The following is a 16,790-nucleotide window of genomic DNA, read 5'->3' on the forward strand; positions in this document are numbered from 1 at the left end:
CTTGCTGATTAACAATTGTTTAATTACAACTTAAAATTCCTGAAACGATTGCGTTTGCCATAAATCATATTTTTAGCTGTTCTATAAACCTAATTAAAAACCAGAGTTAAAAATGATTAAAAAGTTACTTTGGGAAAAACCCTTTCTGGCGTTTTTCCTGATTTTTGCTGCTGTTTGCAGCGCACAGGTGCCTTATACCTTTACACACGGTTTTGGCGGCCCTGTAGGCCTACCCACAGGTATTTCTATTGTTTCTTTTGATGGTGTTACTGCCTGTTCTACCAACTCTAACGGTGGTAATGCCGTAACCACCCTGGTACTGCAGGCGCAGCCGGGCTATAACTTTACCGTAACATCGGTAAACGGTACCGGTGTGCGTAGTAATTCAGGCCCTACCAATTTTAATTTTAAAGTTACCAATAATGGTGTGGCTACCGGCCCTGTAAGTGTGGTGCCTAATTCTACAAGCTGTAGTGGCAGTACTCCTATAACCGAGCTTGCCGTACCACAGGCTAACCAGCTTGTAACATCGGGCAATTCTATAACCATAGCCGTGCAACGCGCCCCGGGTTCTACATCGGGACTTGGCTACAGCCATGCCAAAACAATAGTTATAGCCGGTGAGGTAAGCGTGTCGCCGCCTTTTGCTACGCCTGCCACCGAGCTTACCACGGCGGGCTTTACGGCCAACTGGAACGCTGTAACCGGCGCTACAGGCTACCGCGTAGATGTGAGTGATACCCCAAGCTTTGCCAATATATTGGAAGATTATGACAACGTAGCCGTAAGCGGCCTGTCACTTTTTGTGCACCTTGGCATACAACCGAATACTACCTATTATTACAGGGTAAGGGCTGAAATAAACGAAATGATTTCGGCACACTCTAACGTGATTATGGCCGTTGTACCGCCATGTGGCGTGGTAGAGCAGCCTGTGGCCGCCGCCCAGCTGTTCTGCGGAAGCGGTACTGTAGCTAACCTTGTAGCCACAGGTACCGGAACCATAAAATGGTACGACAGCGAAACTGCTACTGAAGCGTTGACATCTACCGCAAGCCTTACCACAGCTACCTATTATGTTAGCCAGGTAATAGCCAACTGCGAAAGTGAGAAGCTTCCGGTTGTTATTACTGTTAATGAAATACCGGCTGCACCTGAAGTAGCTGCCACACAGGATTTCTGCGGTGCTGCTACGGCTACCCAATTGGTTGCAACAGGAACGGCCCTGCTTTGGTATGCCGATGCTACCGGAGGTACTGCCATTACTGCTGAAACTGCCCTTGAAACGGGAGATTACTATGTGAGCCAAACAATAAACGGTTGCGAAAGCCCACGCACAATTACACAGGTTACCATTATCCCTATACCTGCTGCCCCTGTTGCCGAAGCACAACTATTCTGTGGTACGGGCACTGTGGCCGGACTTACAGCGACGGGTGATAACCTTAAATGGTATGCCACCGAAACAGATACCACTCCGCTTGCCGCCGATGTTGCCCTTGCTACGGCTACGTATTATGTAAGCCAAACGGTTAACGGCTGCGAAAGCCCTAAATCAACTGTGGCTGTAACCGTTAATGAGGTGCCTGCGCTTCCGGTGGCTGTGGCCCAGCAGTTTTGCGGTTCGGGACTTGTGTCCGGCCTCGTTGCCGAAGGTACTGCCGTAGTGTGGTACGCTAACGAAACCGATACTACACCACTTACCGGCGATACCGCCCTTACTACTGCTACCTACTACGCTACGCAAACCATAGGCGGCTGCGAAAGCCCACGCCTTGCGGTTGTGGTAACAGTATACGATATCCCTGCGGTGCCTACCATTGCCCCTCAGGTATTTTGTGGTGAAGCCCTTGTGAGTGACCTTGCCGTTACCGAAGGTGCATCGCCTATGTACTATACAACCCTTACCGGCGGTGAAGCCCTTGCTGCCGATGCTGCACTGCAAACGGGTATTTACTATGCATCTCAAACCGTGAACAGCTGCGAAGGCGCACGTGTGGCGTTCCTTGTTATCATCAATACCATACCTGTAGCCCCTGTCGCCCAGGCCCAGGAATTCTGCGGAAGCGCTACTGTGGCCGACCTGATGGCTTCTGGTAACGGTATACAGTGGTATGCTGCTGAGGCCGATACTACTCCGCTTACTGCCGATGCTGCCCTTGCTACCGGTACGTACTATGCAACTCAAACCATAACGGCCTGCGAAAGCCCTAAAACTGCGGTAACCGTTACCGTACACGAAGTTGCTGCTGCTCCCGTGGCTGAAGCCCAAACCTTCTGTGGTGCTACACAGGTAAGCCAGCTTGAAGCCTCAGGCGAAGATGTAATGTGGTATGCTACCGAAGATGCTACAACACCGCTTAGTCCTGCTGCAGCCCTTGCTACAGGTACGTACTATGCCTCGCAAACTACTAACGGCTGCGAAAGCCCGCGTACGGCTGTTGAGGTTACGGTAAGCACCATCCCTGCTGCACCGGCAGATGCTGCCATAACATTATGTGGCGTAGCTGTTGTAGCCGATATTGAAGTGGAAGGCGATAACCTGCAATGGTACGCACAAGCTTCAGGTGGCGAAGCCCTTGCTGAAGATACTGCTATTGAAGCTGGACTTTCCCTATACTACGTTTCGCAAACGGTTAACGGCTGCGAAAGCCCACGTGCTGCCATTGCTGTAACCCTGACTACTGTTGCCCAACCTATAGGTGAAGCCGACCAAACTTTTGTGTCAGGTGAAACTATTGCATCCCTTGAAGTTACAGGTGCTGCTGTAGTTTGGTATGCCGATGCAGACCTTACTATGCCGTTGACTGAAGATGTAGCTTTAGAAGATAATACAATCTACTACGCCGTTTCGGTGCAGGGTGATTGCCAGAGTGAGGCTTTAGCAATTACTACCCACAACGACCTTGGTACAGATAACCTGAACGGTAAACTGTTTACGCTATATCCTAACCCGGTACGCAATGTTATGAACATCAATGCTCAGGATGTTGTACGCCGTATTACTATTTTTAATTTGTTAGGCCAGCAGGTAATGGAAGTTGCGCCGCAAACAACAAACGTTGTGGTAGACCTTTCGGCACTGCAACCAGCGGCTTACCTGGTAAAAGTGGAAACTGCGTCAGGTACGCGTACTGTAAAAGTGCTTAAGGATTAATTTTCGTTATAACACCTACAAGGTCTCGCAGACCTTGCAGGAGGATAACGCCTGATACCTGCAAGGTTTTTAAAACCTTGTAGGTTTGAATAAAGGCAATATTTAAATTTAATATATGATAAAGGCTCCCAAACGGGAGCCTTTGTTATTAAGTGATATTCTTTTCTGAGCTTCGGAGAAGCGGCATGTTTATTGTACAGGAGTGGGTTGGGATTCAGGAGTTCCGGAGGAACGGTATATAGCCGTAACACTATGCCGCTCCTCCGGAGCTCTGCTTACTCTGCTGTATTATGTTGCTATAAACATGCCACCCCTCTGGGGTTCAAATCATAAAAAAAGCTCCCAAATGGGAGCCTTTATATTATCGTATTTCTTCAGACGTGAAGAACAATTTTACGCTTGGGTATTTCTGTTGTGCCATTTGTATAGAAAACTCAGAGTCGGCAAGGAATACCAGCTGGCCGTATTTGTCTTTGGCCATAAACTTCTGCTTTATCCTTGCAAATTCCAGGAACTCGGCATTCTTCGGGTCTTCCGGCCTTACCCAGCACGCTTTGTACGCCGGGAAGTTTTCGTAGCTACACTTGGCACCGTATTCGTGCTCCAGCCTGTACTGTATAACTTCATACTGAAGTGCACCCACGGTACCGATAACCTTACGGTTGTTCAGCTCCAGGGTAAACAGCTGCGCCACACCTTCGTCCATCAGCTGGTCGATACCCTTTTCAAGCTGCTTGGCTTTCATCGGGTCGGCATTGTTAATGTATCGGAAATGTTCCGGCGAGAAGCTCGGTATCCCCCTGAAGTTCATGTTTTCGCCTTCGGTAAGGGTATCGCCAATTTTAAAGTTGCCCGTATCGTGCAGGCCTACAATATCACCCGGGTAGGATATATCCACCACTTCTTTCTTTTCTGCAAAGAATGCGTTCGGGCTGCTGAATTTCAGGTTTTTGCCCTGGCGTACGTGCAGGTACGGCTTGTTTCGCTCAAAGGTGCCCGAAACAATTTTCACGAACGCAAGGCGGTCGCGGTGCTTAGGGTCCATGTTGGCGTGTATCTTAAATACAAAGCCGCTGAATTTCTTTTCGTCAGGCTCTACCAGTCGGGTATCGCTTTCCTTAGGGCGCGGGGTAGGGGCTATTGCTATGAAACAGTCCAGCAGTTCGCGCACACCGAAGTTATTTAATGCCGAACCGAACAGTACCGGCTGCAACTTACCTTCAAGATACGCCTGGCGGTCAAACGGAGGGTATACCTCGTCTATCAGTTCCAGTTCCTCACGCAGTTTTGTGGCAGGTTTTTCACCGATAAGCCCGTCAAGCTCGGGGTTATTAATATCGTTAAACGCTATGGTGTCCTCAATATCCTTACGGCTGTCGCCGCTAAACAGGTTGATGTTCTTTTCCCAGATGTTGTATATCCCCTGGAAATCGTAACCCATACCAATAGGGAAACTCAGCGGGGTAACTTTTAATTGGAGCTTTTGTTCCACTTCGTCCATAAGGTCGAAAGCATCCTTACCTTCACGGTCCAGCTTGTTGATGAATACCAGCATAGGGATGTTCCTCATGCGGCACACCTGCACCAGCTTTTCGGTTTGCTCTTCCACACCTTTTGCCACGTCTATAACCACAATAACGCTATCCACCGCAGTAAGCGTACGGAAGGTATCTTCGGCAAAGTCCTTGTGGCCGGGGGTATCGAGTATGTTTATTTTTTTATCCTGGTAGTTAAAGGCAAGCACCGATGTAGCCACCGATATACCACGCTGGCGCTCTATTTCCATAAAGTCGCTGGTAGCGCCCTTTTTAATCTTGTTGCTTTTTACGGCGCCGGCTTCCTGTATGGCCCCACCGAAAAGAAGTAATTTTTCGGTAAGGGTGGTTTTACCGGCATCGGGGTGCGATATGATACCAAAGGTACGCCTGCGTGCTATCTCGTCTTTAAAACTCATTTCAACTTATTTGTTTGAGAGTGCAAAAGTACACTTTTAAGTCGTAAAGTCATACAGTAGAAAGTTGTAAAGTCTGATGCCGAAAGTCTCAGGTCAAAAGTCCGATGCCGGTTGCGGGCAGGGGTGAAGGTGCTTCGCTATTGAACTATCGTGTGGACACATCTTTTCATCCCCTCCCCAACCCTCCCCAAAGGGGAGGTAGTAACTTCACTCAGGTTGCAGTCACTGCGAGGCACGAAGCAGTCTCATAAACAAAGTATTTTCCCACATTATCCGTCGCCGTTACAAATATTGTCCCTATATTGCATGATAAATGGAGCCAACCCCATTTACCACAACCCAACACGTAACCAATAAATAAGTTTATATATCATGAAGAAACTTTTCGTTATCGCGGCTTTCGCGCTATGTGGCGTTGCCGTACAGGCTCAAACCATTGAATCGGGCAGCCACAGTACAGCCGGCTACATTAAGAGCGACGGCACTATAGAGAACAGCAGCCACAGCACCGTAGGCTACATTAAAAGCGACGGCACCATAGAAAACAGGAGCCATAGCACCATAGGCTATATTAAAAGTGATGGTACCATAGAAAACGGAAGCCACAGTACGGTAGGTTACGTAAAAAGCAACGGTACTGTAGAGAATAGCAGCCACAGCACTATAGGCTACGTAAAAGACGACGGCACAGTAGAAAGCAGCAGCCACAGTACCATAGGCTATGCCCGTGGCGTAAAGAAAGAGTGGGCAGCCGTAGCGTTCTTTTTCTTTAAGTTTTAATACTTGTTTTTCCTCAGGGAAATTTAAAAGAAAGTAAATACCTGTTATCCGTAGAGACGCATTGCATGCGTCTCTTTTTATTGTAATATGTTTTTTAATTGGTAGACGCATGCAATGAATCTCTACAGTAACTCAGTACTGTTGGTACAAAAACCTGAGCTTACAAATCATTCCACTATGATTTCGTAAGTGTCGTTATTATTAATCACTTTTTCAAAAAAGTCCCTGGCAGTTATAGCGGTACTTAATATGTTAGGTATATAACCTGTAAAATCCGACTCTATTTCATGTTCAAACACATTGAAATTTTTTAGATAAGAAGCCCCGTTGTACCACTTCTCTATAAACCCGTCAACACCTTCATATACATCTATAACCAGATCAGTTTCCTTAGGCAGATGTTCTAATGCGGGTATTACTGTATTGGTTAAAAAATCCGTTACGCCCTTCAGCTCTTTTGCAGTATAATACGCTTTGCTTTCATTTGTAACGTTATCTGGCCTGCTATTCACATTAGGGTGAAACAGTTCGGGCACTGAGGCATTCATTAGTTTTAAACCTCCCGTTTCGCTAAGCAATGATGCATATACATAAGCACATAATACATGCTGAAACTAATTTCAGTAGTATTATTCCAGTCATCCCCATCAACATCTGAAGACAGGCAAAAAGAGATGTTACGCGCCATATTTTAAGTGTTTCATATTTCGACAACAGACAAATCTATACCGTTCATTACCAAATAACTAACAAAAAAAACAACAATCTAAAAACCATCCCTTTCCGCATAGCCTATCAGCCTGAGTGCCAAATCTATTTCGTCAACAAAATCATCGCTGTTGCGGTCGGCATCCTTTACCGCATTCAGGAAATAATCAAACCCAAACAAACTGTAAAACTCCGACCCGTTGTAGCTGTAATGTGGCTTACCTGCGGTTTCTTCTATTTTGAAAAATTCCAGCTTGCCGTTTAGCCCAAAGGGTTTCTGCATGTATAGTTCTATCTCGGCATACTTGTTCAGCCCCTGCATCTTGCAGAAGTCTTCGTAGCTGTTGCCTTGGGTAAAGTAATGTATCAGTTCGGGGAGTGTCATTGATTTTTTATTTTCTGTTTAGCCACAAATTACACGAATTTACACAAATTGATTAGTGCCAATTCGTGTAATTCGTGGCTATAAATCGTTTTACTTCAAAATCTCTATTTCGGCACCGTCTTTAACAGCTGTAAACAGCTCGTCTATCTCGGCATTGGTTACCGCTATACAGCCGTGTGTCCAGTCGTTCCACCGGTGGAATTTGCCTATATAGCCACGCCCGTTCTTCAGGCCGTGTATTTTAATATCGCCGCCGGGGCTTTTACCAAGCTTTTCCGCAGCGATGCGGTCGGCCTCATTCGGGTAGCTTACGCCCAGGTTTTTGTGATAGGCGCTTTTGGCATTGCGTGCATTTATGGTGTAGCGGCCCTCGGGGGTACAGCCGTCGCCTTCAAACTGCTTGTGTCCCGACGGGTTAAAGCCCAACGAAACGGTATATACTTTTACGAGTGTATCACCGCTGTAGGCTTCCATAATGCGTTTGCCCTTGTGTACCACCAGCCGGTTGATAACCGTGCCGGGTGCCAACATTCGTTCGGGGTAAACATAATACACCGCAAGCGCCACGATGCTGCATACTATAATATAGGCCATAAACTTCGTTTTCATTGTTTGGGTTCCATTGGCGAAATGAAAGTACAAAATTACGGCTTATGGTACTACAAAGTACTGAAGGCAATCGTTCAGTAAAATTTACAGAGGAATATATTTTTTGGAAATGAGTGTAGCTCCCAACAACCAACAACTGACAACCATGAACCATAAACAAAAGAACATGAAAGAGTACTGAAAGCATTCCTTCAGTAAAATACCTGTGGAAAATGTGGAATATTCATGTCGAAAATTGCAATACCCTAAAATGTCAAAATGCTAATTTTAAGGAATTTAACCATTTTTATATTCCACACGAAAATGTACTTTTTTGTACAAATTGTGGAATATTCGCCTGTTGATAACTTTTTATATAAGAAAACCCCTTCAAATTTAAACTTGAAGGGGTTAACCTGAAACCTGAAACAAAAATTTGGTTACCATTTTATAATCGCGCTGCCCCAGGTGAACCCACTGCCAAAGGCTGCCAGCACCACGGTGTCGCCTTCCTTGATTTTGCCCAGTTCCCAGGCTTCGGTAAGCGCTATCGGCACCGATGCTGCGGTGGTATTTCCGTACTTCATGATGTTGTTAAATACCTGGTCATCAGTAAGTTTAAACTGCTGTTGAATAAACTGGCTGATGCGCAGGTTGGCCTGGTGCGGTATCAGCATATCAATATCTGAAACCTGTAAGTTGTTGGTTTTCAACCCTTCGTTGATTACTTCAGAGAAGCGTTGCACTGCATTTTTAAACACGAATTGCCCGTTCATGTACGGGTAGTACGATATATCTTCAGGGTCGTTCTCGGCAATGATGTCCGTTACCCAGCGTTTGCCCATTCCGGGAGCTATAAGGCTCAGTTCCTCAGCGTGTTGTCCTTCGCTGTGCAGGTGGGTAGACAGTATGCCTTTGGTAAGGTCTTCCTCGCGGGTAAGCACTGCCGCCCCGGCACCGTCGCCAAAGATAACCGATACGTTACGGCCACGTGTAGTCATGTCAAGACCGGTGCTATGTAGTTCAGAACCAATGATTAATATGTTTTTGTACATGCCGGTTTTAATGAACTGGTCGGCTACCGAAAGGGCATATATAAACCCCGAACACTGGTTGCGTATATCCAGTGCGCCTATGGTGCGGCTAAGGCCTAAATCGCGCTGTACCAGCACACCCGGCCCCGGAAAATAGTAGTCAGGGCTTAGCGTAGCAAAGATGATAAAATCGATGTCATCTTTCTGTATACCAGCACGTTCTATGGCTACCTGTGCGGCTTTTACCCCCATGGTAGTGGTGGTGTCGCCATCGCCTTTTACCACATGGCGGCGCTCCTGTATGCCGGTGCGCTCCTGTATCCAGGCATCGTTAGTATCTATTAGTTTAGCAAGGTCGTCGTTGGTTACCACGTTAGATGGTACGTAGTAGCCCAGGCCTGATATTTTAGAGTGGTACATTTTTAAATGTTTTATAAAATGGGGTGCAAAAATATTCTATATTTTAAGTAAAGTTCAAATTTACAATATTTTATCTGAATATTACACATTTTTGCCTAAACCCCAAATGCATTGCGGTCTATGGCCAGTGACACCTCTGTTTCTGCGGGGATTTCCTTATAGTGTTCGAAGAAAATTACCTGTTTGGCAAGGGCGGCTTTTACCAGGTAGCGACTACCTTTAAAGTAGCATTGTTTCACCACCACCTTAAGTGGCCCATCGGCTGAAATGGCCAGTTGGTGCGGGTATATCAGCACGGTTTCGGCGGTGTTCTGGGTAAGGGTAAGCAGCTCCAGCTTTATCTCGTTTACCTCCCCGAAAAGCGATGCAGTGTACTTATCCTTAGGGCTATAGTAAATATCGCGGCTGGGGCCTTTATCCTGCAGTTGCCCGTTTTTAATCACTATGGTTTCATCTGCAAAAGACAGTGCATCGGTACTGTCGTGCGTGGCTACTATTACGGTAACGCCTTTCTTTTTCAGGTAGGCAAAAAGGTTGCGGCGCAGGGCGTTTTTCCTGAAGTTATCTATGTGGCTAAAGGGTTCGTCCAGCAGCAGAACCTCGGGTTCCAGTGCCAGTACTTTGGCCAGGGCTATGCGCTGTTGCTGGCCTCCGCTAAGGTACTGCACCTTAGTATCGGCAAAGGCTTCCATTTCCACAATTTGAAGCAGCTCCATTATACGCTGCTGTTTTTCCTCTACGTATATATTACTAAGGAAACTGCCCACGTTTTCGGCAGCGGTAGTAAAGGGCATCAGGTCAAAATCCTGTGCCAGGTACTTCATGTAAGGCATGCCGGGAATCAGGTTAAACTTAGGGCCGGTTACCGTTTCTCCTTTATAGGTTATTTCGCCGCCACCCAGGTCGTACAGCCCGTAAATGAGTTTAAGCAAGGTACTTTTGCCACACCCGCTTTCGCCAATAACGGCTATGTTTTGGCCGGTTTTGGCATTAAAGCTAATGTTGTGTATTATAGTGGTTTCGGTATACCCGAAAGAAATGTTTTTTACTGCCAGCATACTACTGCTTTATTAAGGTGCAAAAATATTCAATAAGATTTTATGTGAATTATTTTTATTAAAAAAATAGGGTTTGTAAACGGTTAACTGTTAATCATTAAATAAAAAGCAGATAATTTTGAGGATATAATATTTAAAAAGTGATTTTCGTGAAAAATAGTTCCTAAAATTTTGCAAATTAGGTTTTTATGTAGAAATGTTTAAAAAAAGTTAATATATTTGCAACGTTCCTAAAAAAATTAACCAATGAAGAAAGTTACGTTATTTGTATTTACAATGTTGATTACTGTGTCTGCATTTTCCCAGCGCAGGCAGTTTTCTGTAGAAGGGGGTTATGGTCTTGGCATTTCAGGTGAGCCTGTAAGCACAGAGTTTGGCCATTTTGAAGGTGGTGTAAGGTATATGTGGAATGAGTACTGGGGGGTAAAACTTGACGCAGGCTTTGACAAATACCGTTACGATATGACACCAACACTTGAAACCGGTACTGATTACAGCAGGATTTCGGCACAGGTGGTTTACAATCTTGGCCGTAAGCTTGACTGGGCTGAGTATGTAGACAACATTAATATACTTGCACACGCGGGTGTAGGTTATTCTTGGATAAAGCCTATTAACATGCCTGCAGGTGACCAGACTGACAGTATGGCTAATGCCGTTATAGGTCTTACCCCACAGCTATACCTAAGTAATAACTTTACCCTTTATGCCGACTGGACTTACGTTGGTAACTACTCTCAGCACAGGGATTATGATGGTCAGTTCCATGACGACCCTACAAAAGGCAGGCCTGATAAGTTTATTGGCGGTACTTCTACTGTATCTTTAGGCCTTATCATTTACCTTGGCCGTTTCGGTTCAGACAACGACTGGAGGTAATACAACTCTTTATACAAAAAAGGCAGCTTAGGCTGCCTTTTTTTATACCCATTTATTTAGGGATATTTTAACGCGGTTTGTAAGTTATTTTTGCCAATTTTATCGTTATTACCTCAAAATAACTCTATGCTATACATTACATAAGCTTTACAGGAACAGGCTTTGTAGCCATAAAAACTTGTGTATGAGAAAGATGATAATCTTAATGGCAATGCTGGCCGGTAGTGCTGCATTAGCCCAGGAAACCAACCATTTTAACCAGTACTCTGTAGAGGGCAGTTACGGCTTTAACTACAGCCGGGGGCCGGTGCTTACGGGCTTCAACCATTTTGATATTGGCCTGCGCTATATGGGTAATGAGTACTGGGGTGCCAAAGCCGATTACGGCTACGACATGTTTAAATCAGACGATGGGCGTAGTGCCAATACTACCCTGAATCGCCTGTCTTTACAGGCAGTGTACAACGTGGGCAGGGCATTCCGGGTGAGCGATGTGGCAGCCCGTACCTTTAATGTGCTGGTGCATGCCGGGGGAGGGGCTACCATACTTAAAACCGAGGAAGGTGTAACCGATAAAGGCGCACACGTAATCATTGGCGGCACGGCACAGTTTTACCTTTCGCCAAATGTGGCCCTTACCGGAGATCTTTCGGGGGTACTTAACTTAGCCCAGAACTACCGTTTTGACGGTACAGGGCCTTACGATGATTTTACCGGTAAGTACGCTACCCTAAGTGTGGGCGTTACCTGGTATTTCGGGCGTAACGGTTCTACTGCCGACTGGAGGTAACATCACTTCCAGGTCTTGTTATTAAGGAAATACTACACCTGTAACTTCCTCTGCATATTCCCAAAGTTGTTTGGCAACAGTCACATCCAGTGCATGTGGTTGCAGGGTGTCTTTTACCGGGTAGCCTTTGTGGCCGCCTATGTGTGGCCCATACAATTCGCCTGCTTCGGCTTCAGGTGCGGTAGCTGCATACAGCGAAGGCAAAGCACCCTGCCAAGGTTCCATAAGCCCTTCAAAACGTGCTACAGCATCGTCATATGCAGCCTTATCCATATGGCGTGCAAGTTCGGTAGCATTGGCTCCCGGTTGTGCAGCTATAGAAAGCACATCATCACCGGCAGCCTGTATACGGCGGTTCAGCTCCAGCGAAAAGAAAATATTGGCCAGCTTGCTCTGTGCATATTCCCGCACCGGGTCATACGAAACCTCTGATTTCAGGTTGGCAAAATCTATCGCTCCGCTCAGGTAGGCCATACTGCTTACGGTAACAATCCTTGAATGTTTAGTAGACTTTATAAGCGGGTACAGTAGCCCGGTTAAGGCAAAGTGCCCTATGAAGTTGGTGCCGAATTGTAATTCAAACCCGTCTTCCGTTTTAGAGGCGGGTGTCATCATTACACCGGCGTTGTTTACCAATATATCCAGGTGGGTATGTGTTGCCAAAAAGCGCTGCGCAAATTCCCTTACCGATTGCAGGCTGGAAAGGTTTAATTCTTCTGTAATAACGGTACCCTCACCCTCATGTGATTTGATTTTTTCGGCTGCATCATTGCCTTTTGCTACATCGCGGCAGGCTAAAACCACATTGGCACCTTTAGTATAAAAAGCCAGTGCGGTTTCGTACCCTATGCCGGTATTGGCACCGGTAACAATAACTGTTTTACCCTGCTGTAGCGGCATGTTTTCTGTTGTCCACATAATTTTATGGTTTAAAAATTTATAAGACAAAGTTCGTACAGGTGCTAAAAACGGAGCCTACCAATATGAAACCAAAAACTACAAAAATCAATCTGTGGGTGACTGGCGGAATTTAAGCGGGGATATTTTAGTTTGGGTTTTAAAAAACGACGAAAAATGGTTGGGTTCGTCAAAGCCCAATGCCCAGGCAATTTCATTAATGCTCCTGTCGGTCATTTTTAACAGCGTACGCGCTTCCTGCAGTATACGTGATGCAATGTGCTGCGATGTGGTTTTACCGGTTATCTGTTTCAGGGCTTTGTTAAGGTGGTTTACATGCACATTCAGTTGGGTTGCAAATTCCGATGGCGATTTCAGTAGTATGGACTGGTTTTCCAGTTTCAGTGGAAATTGACGTTCCAGCAACTCGGCAAACAGGGTTGTTATGCGCTCTGCTGCTGTGGCTGTATTATGCGCGTTGCCCTCAGCGGGTTGCATCTTTTGGGCTTCGTGAATGCATTCCATAAGCTGGTTGCGCAGCAAATCATACTTATATGCATAATCACTTTCCAGGTTATCCAGCATGCGCTTAAACAAGCCTTTAAAAAACTCGCTCTCTTCATCGGCTAATGGAACTATAGCACTGGCAGCCGACTGAAAAGCAGGCATTTCCTTTATATTCCCGAACCGGCTGAAAAACTGTTCTGTAAAAATGCAGATGTAACCGGATTGCTCTTCGCTCAGGGTTTCCCACTGGTAAGGTACCATGGGGTTTGTAAACACAAGGGTGGCGCCGTCTACGGCAAAGCTTCGGTCGGCATAGTGGATAATGCTTTTGCCAATGACAAGGGCTATTTTAAAAAAGGTGCGGCGGCTGTATCTACTGGTCTTAGGCTGTGCGTTGATGTAGAGGTCCTCAATTTTTACAACATTAAAATGCCCCATGCACGTGTTGTGGTCTTCGGGCGACTGGTGGGGTACGTGGTTGTAAAAATTTTTAAGTTCTATTATATCAGCCATACTACAAAGTTATACAAATCAATCATTTGTTTTACAAACCTCCCTTTTCGCCTAAAAAGCGTATTTTTGGTACTCTAATACCACCTTATGAAATTCCTTACTATAGCCTTGCTGTTCGGTACCGCTGTTTCCTTTGCGCAGCAGCTTACGCCTGAGCGTGCTGACGGCCTTGCCCGCCTGCCCATGAAATGCCTGCAACAGGAATACCCAAACAAGCTGGGGCAGCTGCTGGCCGACAGTACCGAGATAGCCAACCCTAAAAAGCTGCACCCTGCATTTTACGGTTGTTTCGACTGGCATTCCAGCGTGCACGGGCACTGGAGCCTGGTGTATTTGCTGAAGCATTTCCCTAACCTGGAAAACCGTGACGAAATCATCCAAAAGCTGAACATCAACCTCAGTAAGGAAAACATAGCACAGGAAGTGGCTTACATGAGCAAGCGGCACGAAAAGTCGTTTGAACGTACCTATGGCTGGACGTGGCTTTTAAAGCTACAACAGGAGCTGGATACCTACAACGAACCTTTCGCCAAAAAGCTGAGCCAGAACCTGCTGCCACTTACCAAGCTGGTATGCGACCGTTACATAGAATTTATGCCAAAACTGGTGTACCCCCTGCGTGTGGGTACCCATACCAATACGGCTTTCGGGTTGTCATTCGCGTGGGATTATGCCGTGCACGCCAACAATACCGAGCTGCAAAACAGCATCAGCACACATGCGTTGCGCCTGTTTAAAAATGACATCGACTGCCCGTTCACCTGGGAACCCAGCGGCACGGATTTCCTTTCGCCCTGTATGGAGGAAATCGGGCTGATGCAGCGTGTGCTTTCGCGGAAGGATTTTATAAAATGGCTGAAGGATTTTGCCCCGAAACTGTTCGATAAAAACTATAACTGGGAACCCGGTAAGGTAAGCGACCGAACCGACGGCCTGCTGGTACACCTGGACGGGCTTAACTTCAGCCGTGCATGGAACCTGTACCGCCTTGCAAAACAATACCCAAAACAACTGGGCCACCTGAAAGCACTGGCTGATGCACACCTTACCTATTCGCTGCCTGCCATTGTAGACGGTAACTATGAGGGCGAACACTGGCTGGCAAGTTTTGCACTGCATGCGTTTGAGGAAGCCCCTTAACCCCCAAAGGAGGAAATAGAAGGGGAGAAGTCAGTTTTCAGTCGCAGTCTTCAGGTGTATAAAAAGGTATGAGTGAAGCTTTTCCCTTCCTGGAACTATTGTGTGTACTCAAATCGCTTTGTGGACTTTTTGCTTTCCAAAGGAAAGCCTTGGTGTTCTTGTTAAGCATAATTTAGGACTTTTGTGGACTTTGTGAAAAACTTTGTGTCCCTTGTGGTAGAAAATTCCTCGCAAAGAAGCTAAGTCGCAAAGATGTGTCCGCACAATAGCTCTCTGAGAGGGTTAGGAGCGTGTTGTTTAATACACTGATTTTAAATTTTTTTATAAATTGTGGAATATCGTAAAAATAAAAAATCTGCCCCGGAGGATTGGTGGGGCAGATTTACACACAATTATGAAGAAAAAGGATTAGGTTGAAGACAATTTTAGTAGTACGTGTAGCGCCTTACTTTTGCCACGTATTTTGCCAGGCGTATTACCTGCTGGCTATAGCCATACTCATTATCATACCATACATAAAGCACTACGCTGGTGCCGTTAGGGCTTACAATGGTGGCTTTGCTGTCGAAAATGGCGGGGGCAGTGCTGCCTACAATATCGCTGGAAACCAGTTCGTTGTTAAGCGAGTATTTTATTTGTTCCACCAGTTCGCCTTCCAGCGCGTAGTGCTTTAGTATCTCGTTTATTTCCTGTACGTTAGTAGCCCTTTCCACATCAAGGCTGGCCACCACAAGCGATCCGTTTGGTACCGGTACGCGTATGGCATTGCTGGTCAGCTTACCCGATAATGATGGTATTGCCTTGGCTACGGCAGTACCTGCGCCGGTTTCAGTAATTACTATATTCAGCGCTGCGGCACGGCCACGGCGGTATTTACGGTGCATGTTATCTACCAGGTTCTGGTCGTTAGTATAGGCGTGTATGGTTTCCAGGTGGCCTTTGGTAATGCCAAGGGTGTCCTCAATAGCCTTAAGCACAGGGGTTATGGCATTTGTAGTGCACGATGCCGCCGACCATATATCTACCTTTTCAGGGTCAAATTCATTATGGTTTACGCCGTATACAATGTTTGGCACGCCCTTGCCGGGAGCGGTAAGTATTACTTTTTCAATACCATCTGCCCTTAGGTGGCGTTCCAGTGCTTCGGCATCTGTGTATGCGCCGGTGTTGTCTATAAGCAGGGCGTTTTTAATGCCGTAAGCCGTATAGTCTATATCTTCGGGGCTGTTCGTGCTTATAATGTGTACTGTAGTACCGTTTATAATCAGTGATTTATTCTTTTCATCTACCACCACACTGCCGTTAAACTCGCCATGAATGGAGTCATGCTTTAGCAGCGATGCCCTTTTGGCCAGCATATTGGCATCGGCTTTCTCGCGTACTACTATAGCACGCAGGCGCAGTTGGGCGCCTTTACCTACCTTGTCCATAATATCGCGGGCAAGCAGGCGGCCTATACGGCCAAAACCATACAGCACCACATCTTTAGGTTTTATATTGCTGCTGCGGCGTGCTCCGCTAAGCTTGTTGCCTACAAACAGCGCTGCATCGTGGCAGGTATTGGTGTCCTCATGAAATTCATAGGTAAGCTTGCCTATATCCAGGCGGCTTGGGGGCAGGTCGGCTACTTTTATGGCCCGTGCTATTTCTACTGTATCAAAAATATTGATAGGCTTCTTAATAAACTCAGCGGCATAATCGTGCAGGTTCATTATTTCACCTATGCTTTTATCAATCAGTTGGTTACGAAACAGTACAAGCTCTATCGACTTATCATACCACAATTCGCTTACAATATTTATCAGCTCTACACCGGCGCGTCGCCTGTCTGCCTGATAGTTAAGCTCCTTTTCATAAAGCACGGCATTATTCATGAGGACAAAAGTTTGGGTTTTTGTGTTATCTGATGACAAATGTATATAATTCAAACGTTTTCGTAAAATATTTTTTGAATTATTTTTCAACGAAAATGTTTTCGTA

Annotated in this window: 14 protein-coding genes; 5 read left to right on the top strand and 9 right to left on the bottom strand. The window is 46.0% G+C overall.

What is annotated here, in order from left to right; all coding sequences use genetic code 11:
• Nucleotides 1-112: 112 nt before the first annotated feature.
• Nucleotides 113-3,157, top strand: coding sequence for an Ig-like domain-containing protein (locus ACZIX4_RS00715; RefSeq protein WP_463333692.1), 3,045 nt, complete (start codon nucleotides 113-115; stop codon nucleotides 3,155-3,157).
• A 361-nt stretch (nucleotides 3,158-3,518) separates the two neighbouring features.
• Here the strand turns inward: ACZIX4_RS00715 and ACZIX4_RS00720 are convergent, their stop codons facing one another.
• On the bottom strand, nucleotides 3,519-5,111 hold the full coding sequence (locus tag ACZIX4_RS00720; protein WP_463333693.1) for a peptide chain release factor 3: 1,593 nt from the start codon (nucleotides 5,109-5,111) through the stop codon (nucleotides 3,519-3,521).
• Between the two features lie 372 nt (nucleotides 5,112-5,483).
• Here ACZIX4_RS00720 and ACZIX4_RS00725 point away from each other — a divergent pair, with 372 nt between their 5' ends.
• The gene (locus tag ACZIX4_RS00725; protein ID WP_463333694.1) at nucleotides 5,484-5,891 is read left to right on the top strand and encodes a 5-fold beta-flower protein; all 408 of its coding nucleotides are present in this window, start codon (nucleotides 5,484-5,486) and stop codon (nucleotides 5,889-5,891) included.
• A gap of 167 nt (nucleotides 5,892-6,058) precedes the next feature.
• On the opposite strand, the gene ACZIX4_RS00730 is transcribed toward ACZIX4_RS00725, so the two are convergent.
• The 5 genes from ACZIX4_RS00730 to ACZIX4_RS00750 form a co-directional block, all read right to left on the bottom strand.
• Nucleotides 6,059-6,439, bottom strand: coding sequence for a hypothetical protein (locus tag ACZIX4_RS00730; RefSeq protein ID WP_463333695.1), 381 nt, complete (start codon nucleotides 6,437-6,439; stop codon nucleotides 6,059-6,061).
• Between the two features lie 218 nt (nucleotides 6,440-6,657).
• A complete protein-coding gene (locus tag ACZIX4_RS00735; RefSeq protein ID WP_463333696.1) occupies nucleotides 6,658-6,984 on the bottom strand; it encodes a hypothetical protein in 327 nt (108 codons plus the stop codon).
• 90 nt (nucleotides 6,985-7,074) lie between these two features.
• Nucleotides 7,075-7,593 carry a L,D-transpeptidase family protein gene (locus ACZIX4_RS00740; RefSeq protein ID WP_463333697.1) on the bottom strand — a complete coding sequence of 173 codons (519 nt, stop codon included), beginning with the start codon at nucleotides 7,591-7,593 and terminating at the stop codon, nucleotides 7,075-7,077.
• A 419-nt stretch (nucleotides 7,594-8,012) separates the two neighbouring features.
• A complete protein-coding gene (locus ACZIX4_RS00745; RefSeq protein WP_463333698.1) occupies nucleotides 8,013-9,026 on the bottom strand; it encodes a 3-oxoacyl-ACP synthase III family protein in 1,014 nt (337 codons plus the stop codon).
• A gap of 95 nt (nucleotides 9,027-9,121) precedes the next feature.
• Complete coding sequence (locus ACZIX4_RS00750; RefSeq protein ID WP_463333699.1) at nucleotides 9,122-10,084, bottom strand: ABC transporter ATP-binding protein; 963 nt, start codon at nucleotides 10,082-10,084, stop codon at nucleotides 9,122-9,124.
• Between the two features lie 246 nt (nucleotides 10,085-10,330).
• Between ACZIX4_RS00750 and ACZIX4_RS00755 the strand changes: the two genes are divergently transcribed.
• Nucleotides 10,331-10,963, top strand: a complete 633-nt coding sequence (locus ACZIX4_RS00755; protein ID WP_463333700.1) for an outer membrane beta-barrel protein — start codon at nucleotides 10,331-10,333, stop codon at nucleotides 10,961-10,963.
• A gap of 184 nt (nucleotides 10,964-11,147) precedes the next feature.
• Nucleotides 11,148-11,753 (top strand): outer membrane beta-barrel protein, encoded by a 606-nt coding sequence (locus ACZIX4_RS00760; protein WP_463333701.1) that lies wholly within the window; start codon nucleotides 11,148-11,150, stop codon nucleotides 11,751-11,753.
• 21 nt (nucleotides 11,754-11,774) lie between these two features.
• Here the strand turns inward: ACZIX4_RS00760 and ACZIX4_RS00765 are convergent, their stop codons facing one another.
• Together ACZIX4_RS00765 and ACZIX4_RS00770 are read right to left on the bottom strand one after the other, a co-directional pair.
• Nucleotides 11,775-12,671, bottom strand: a complete 897-nt coding sequence (locus ACZIX4_RS00765; protein ID WP_463333702.1) for an oxidoreductase — start codon at nucleotides 12,669-12,671, stop codon at nucleotides 11,775-11,777.
• A gap of 87 nt (nucleotides 12,672-12,758) precedes the next feature.
• Entirely contained in the window at nucleotides 12,759-13,670 is a 912-nt protein-coding gene (locus ACZIX4_RS00770) for a helix-turn-helix domain-containing protein (protein ID WP_463333703.1), read from the bottom strand.
• 87 nt (nucleotides 13,671-13,757) lie between these two features.
• On the opposite strand from ACZIX4_RS00770, the gene ACZIX4_RS00775 reads away from it, so the two are divergent.
• Nucleotides 13,758-14,810 carry a DUF2891 domain-containing protein gene (locus tag ACZIX4_RS00775; RefSeq protein WP_463333704.1) on the top strand — a complete coding sequence of 351 codons (1,053 nt, stop codon included), beginning with the start codon at nucleotides 13,758-13,760 and terminating at the stop codon, nucleotides 14,808-14,810.
• A 425-nt stretch (nucleotides 14,811-15,235) separates the two neighbouring features.
• Here the strand turns inward: ACZIX4_RS00775 and ACZIX4_RS00780 are convergent, their stop codons facing one another.
• The gene (locus ACZIX4_RS00780) at nucleotides 15,236-16,684 is read right to left on the bottom strand and encodes a glyceraldehyde-3-phosphate dehydrogenase (protein WP_463333705.1); all 1,449 of its coding nucleotides are present in this window, start codon (nucleotides 16,682-16,684) and stop codon (nucleotides 15,236-15,238) included.
• Nucleotides 16,685-16,790 lie beyond the last annotated feature (106 nt).

The sequence above is a fragment of the Flavobacterium niveum genome (assembly GCF_055231775.1).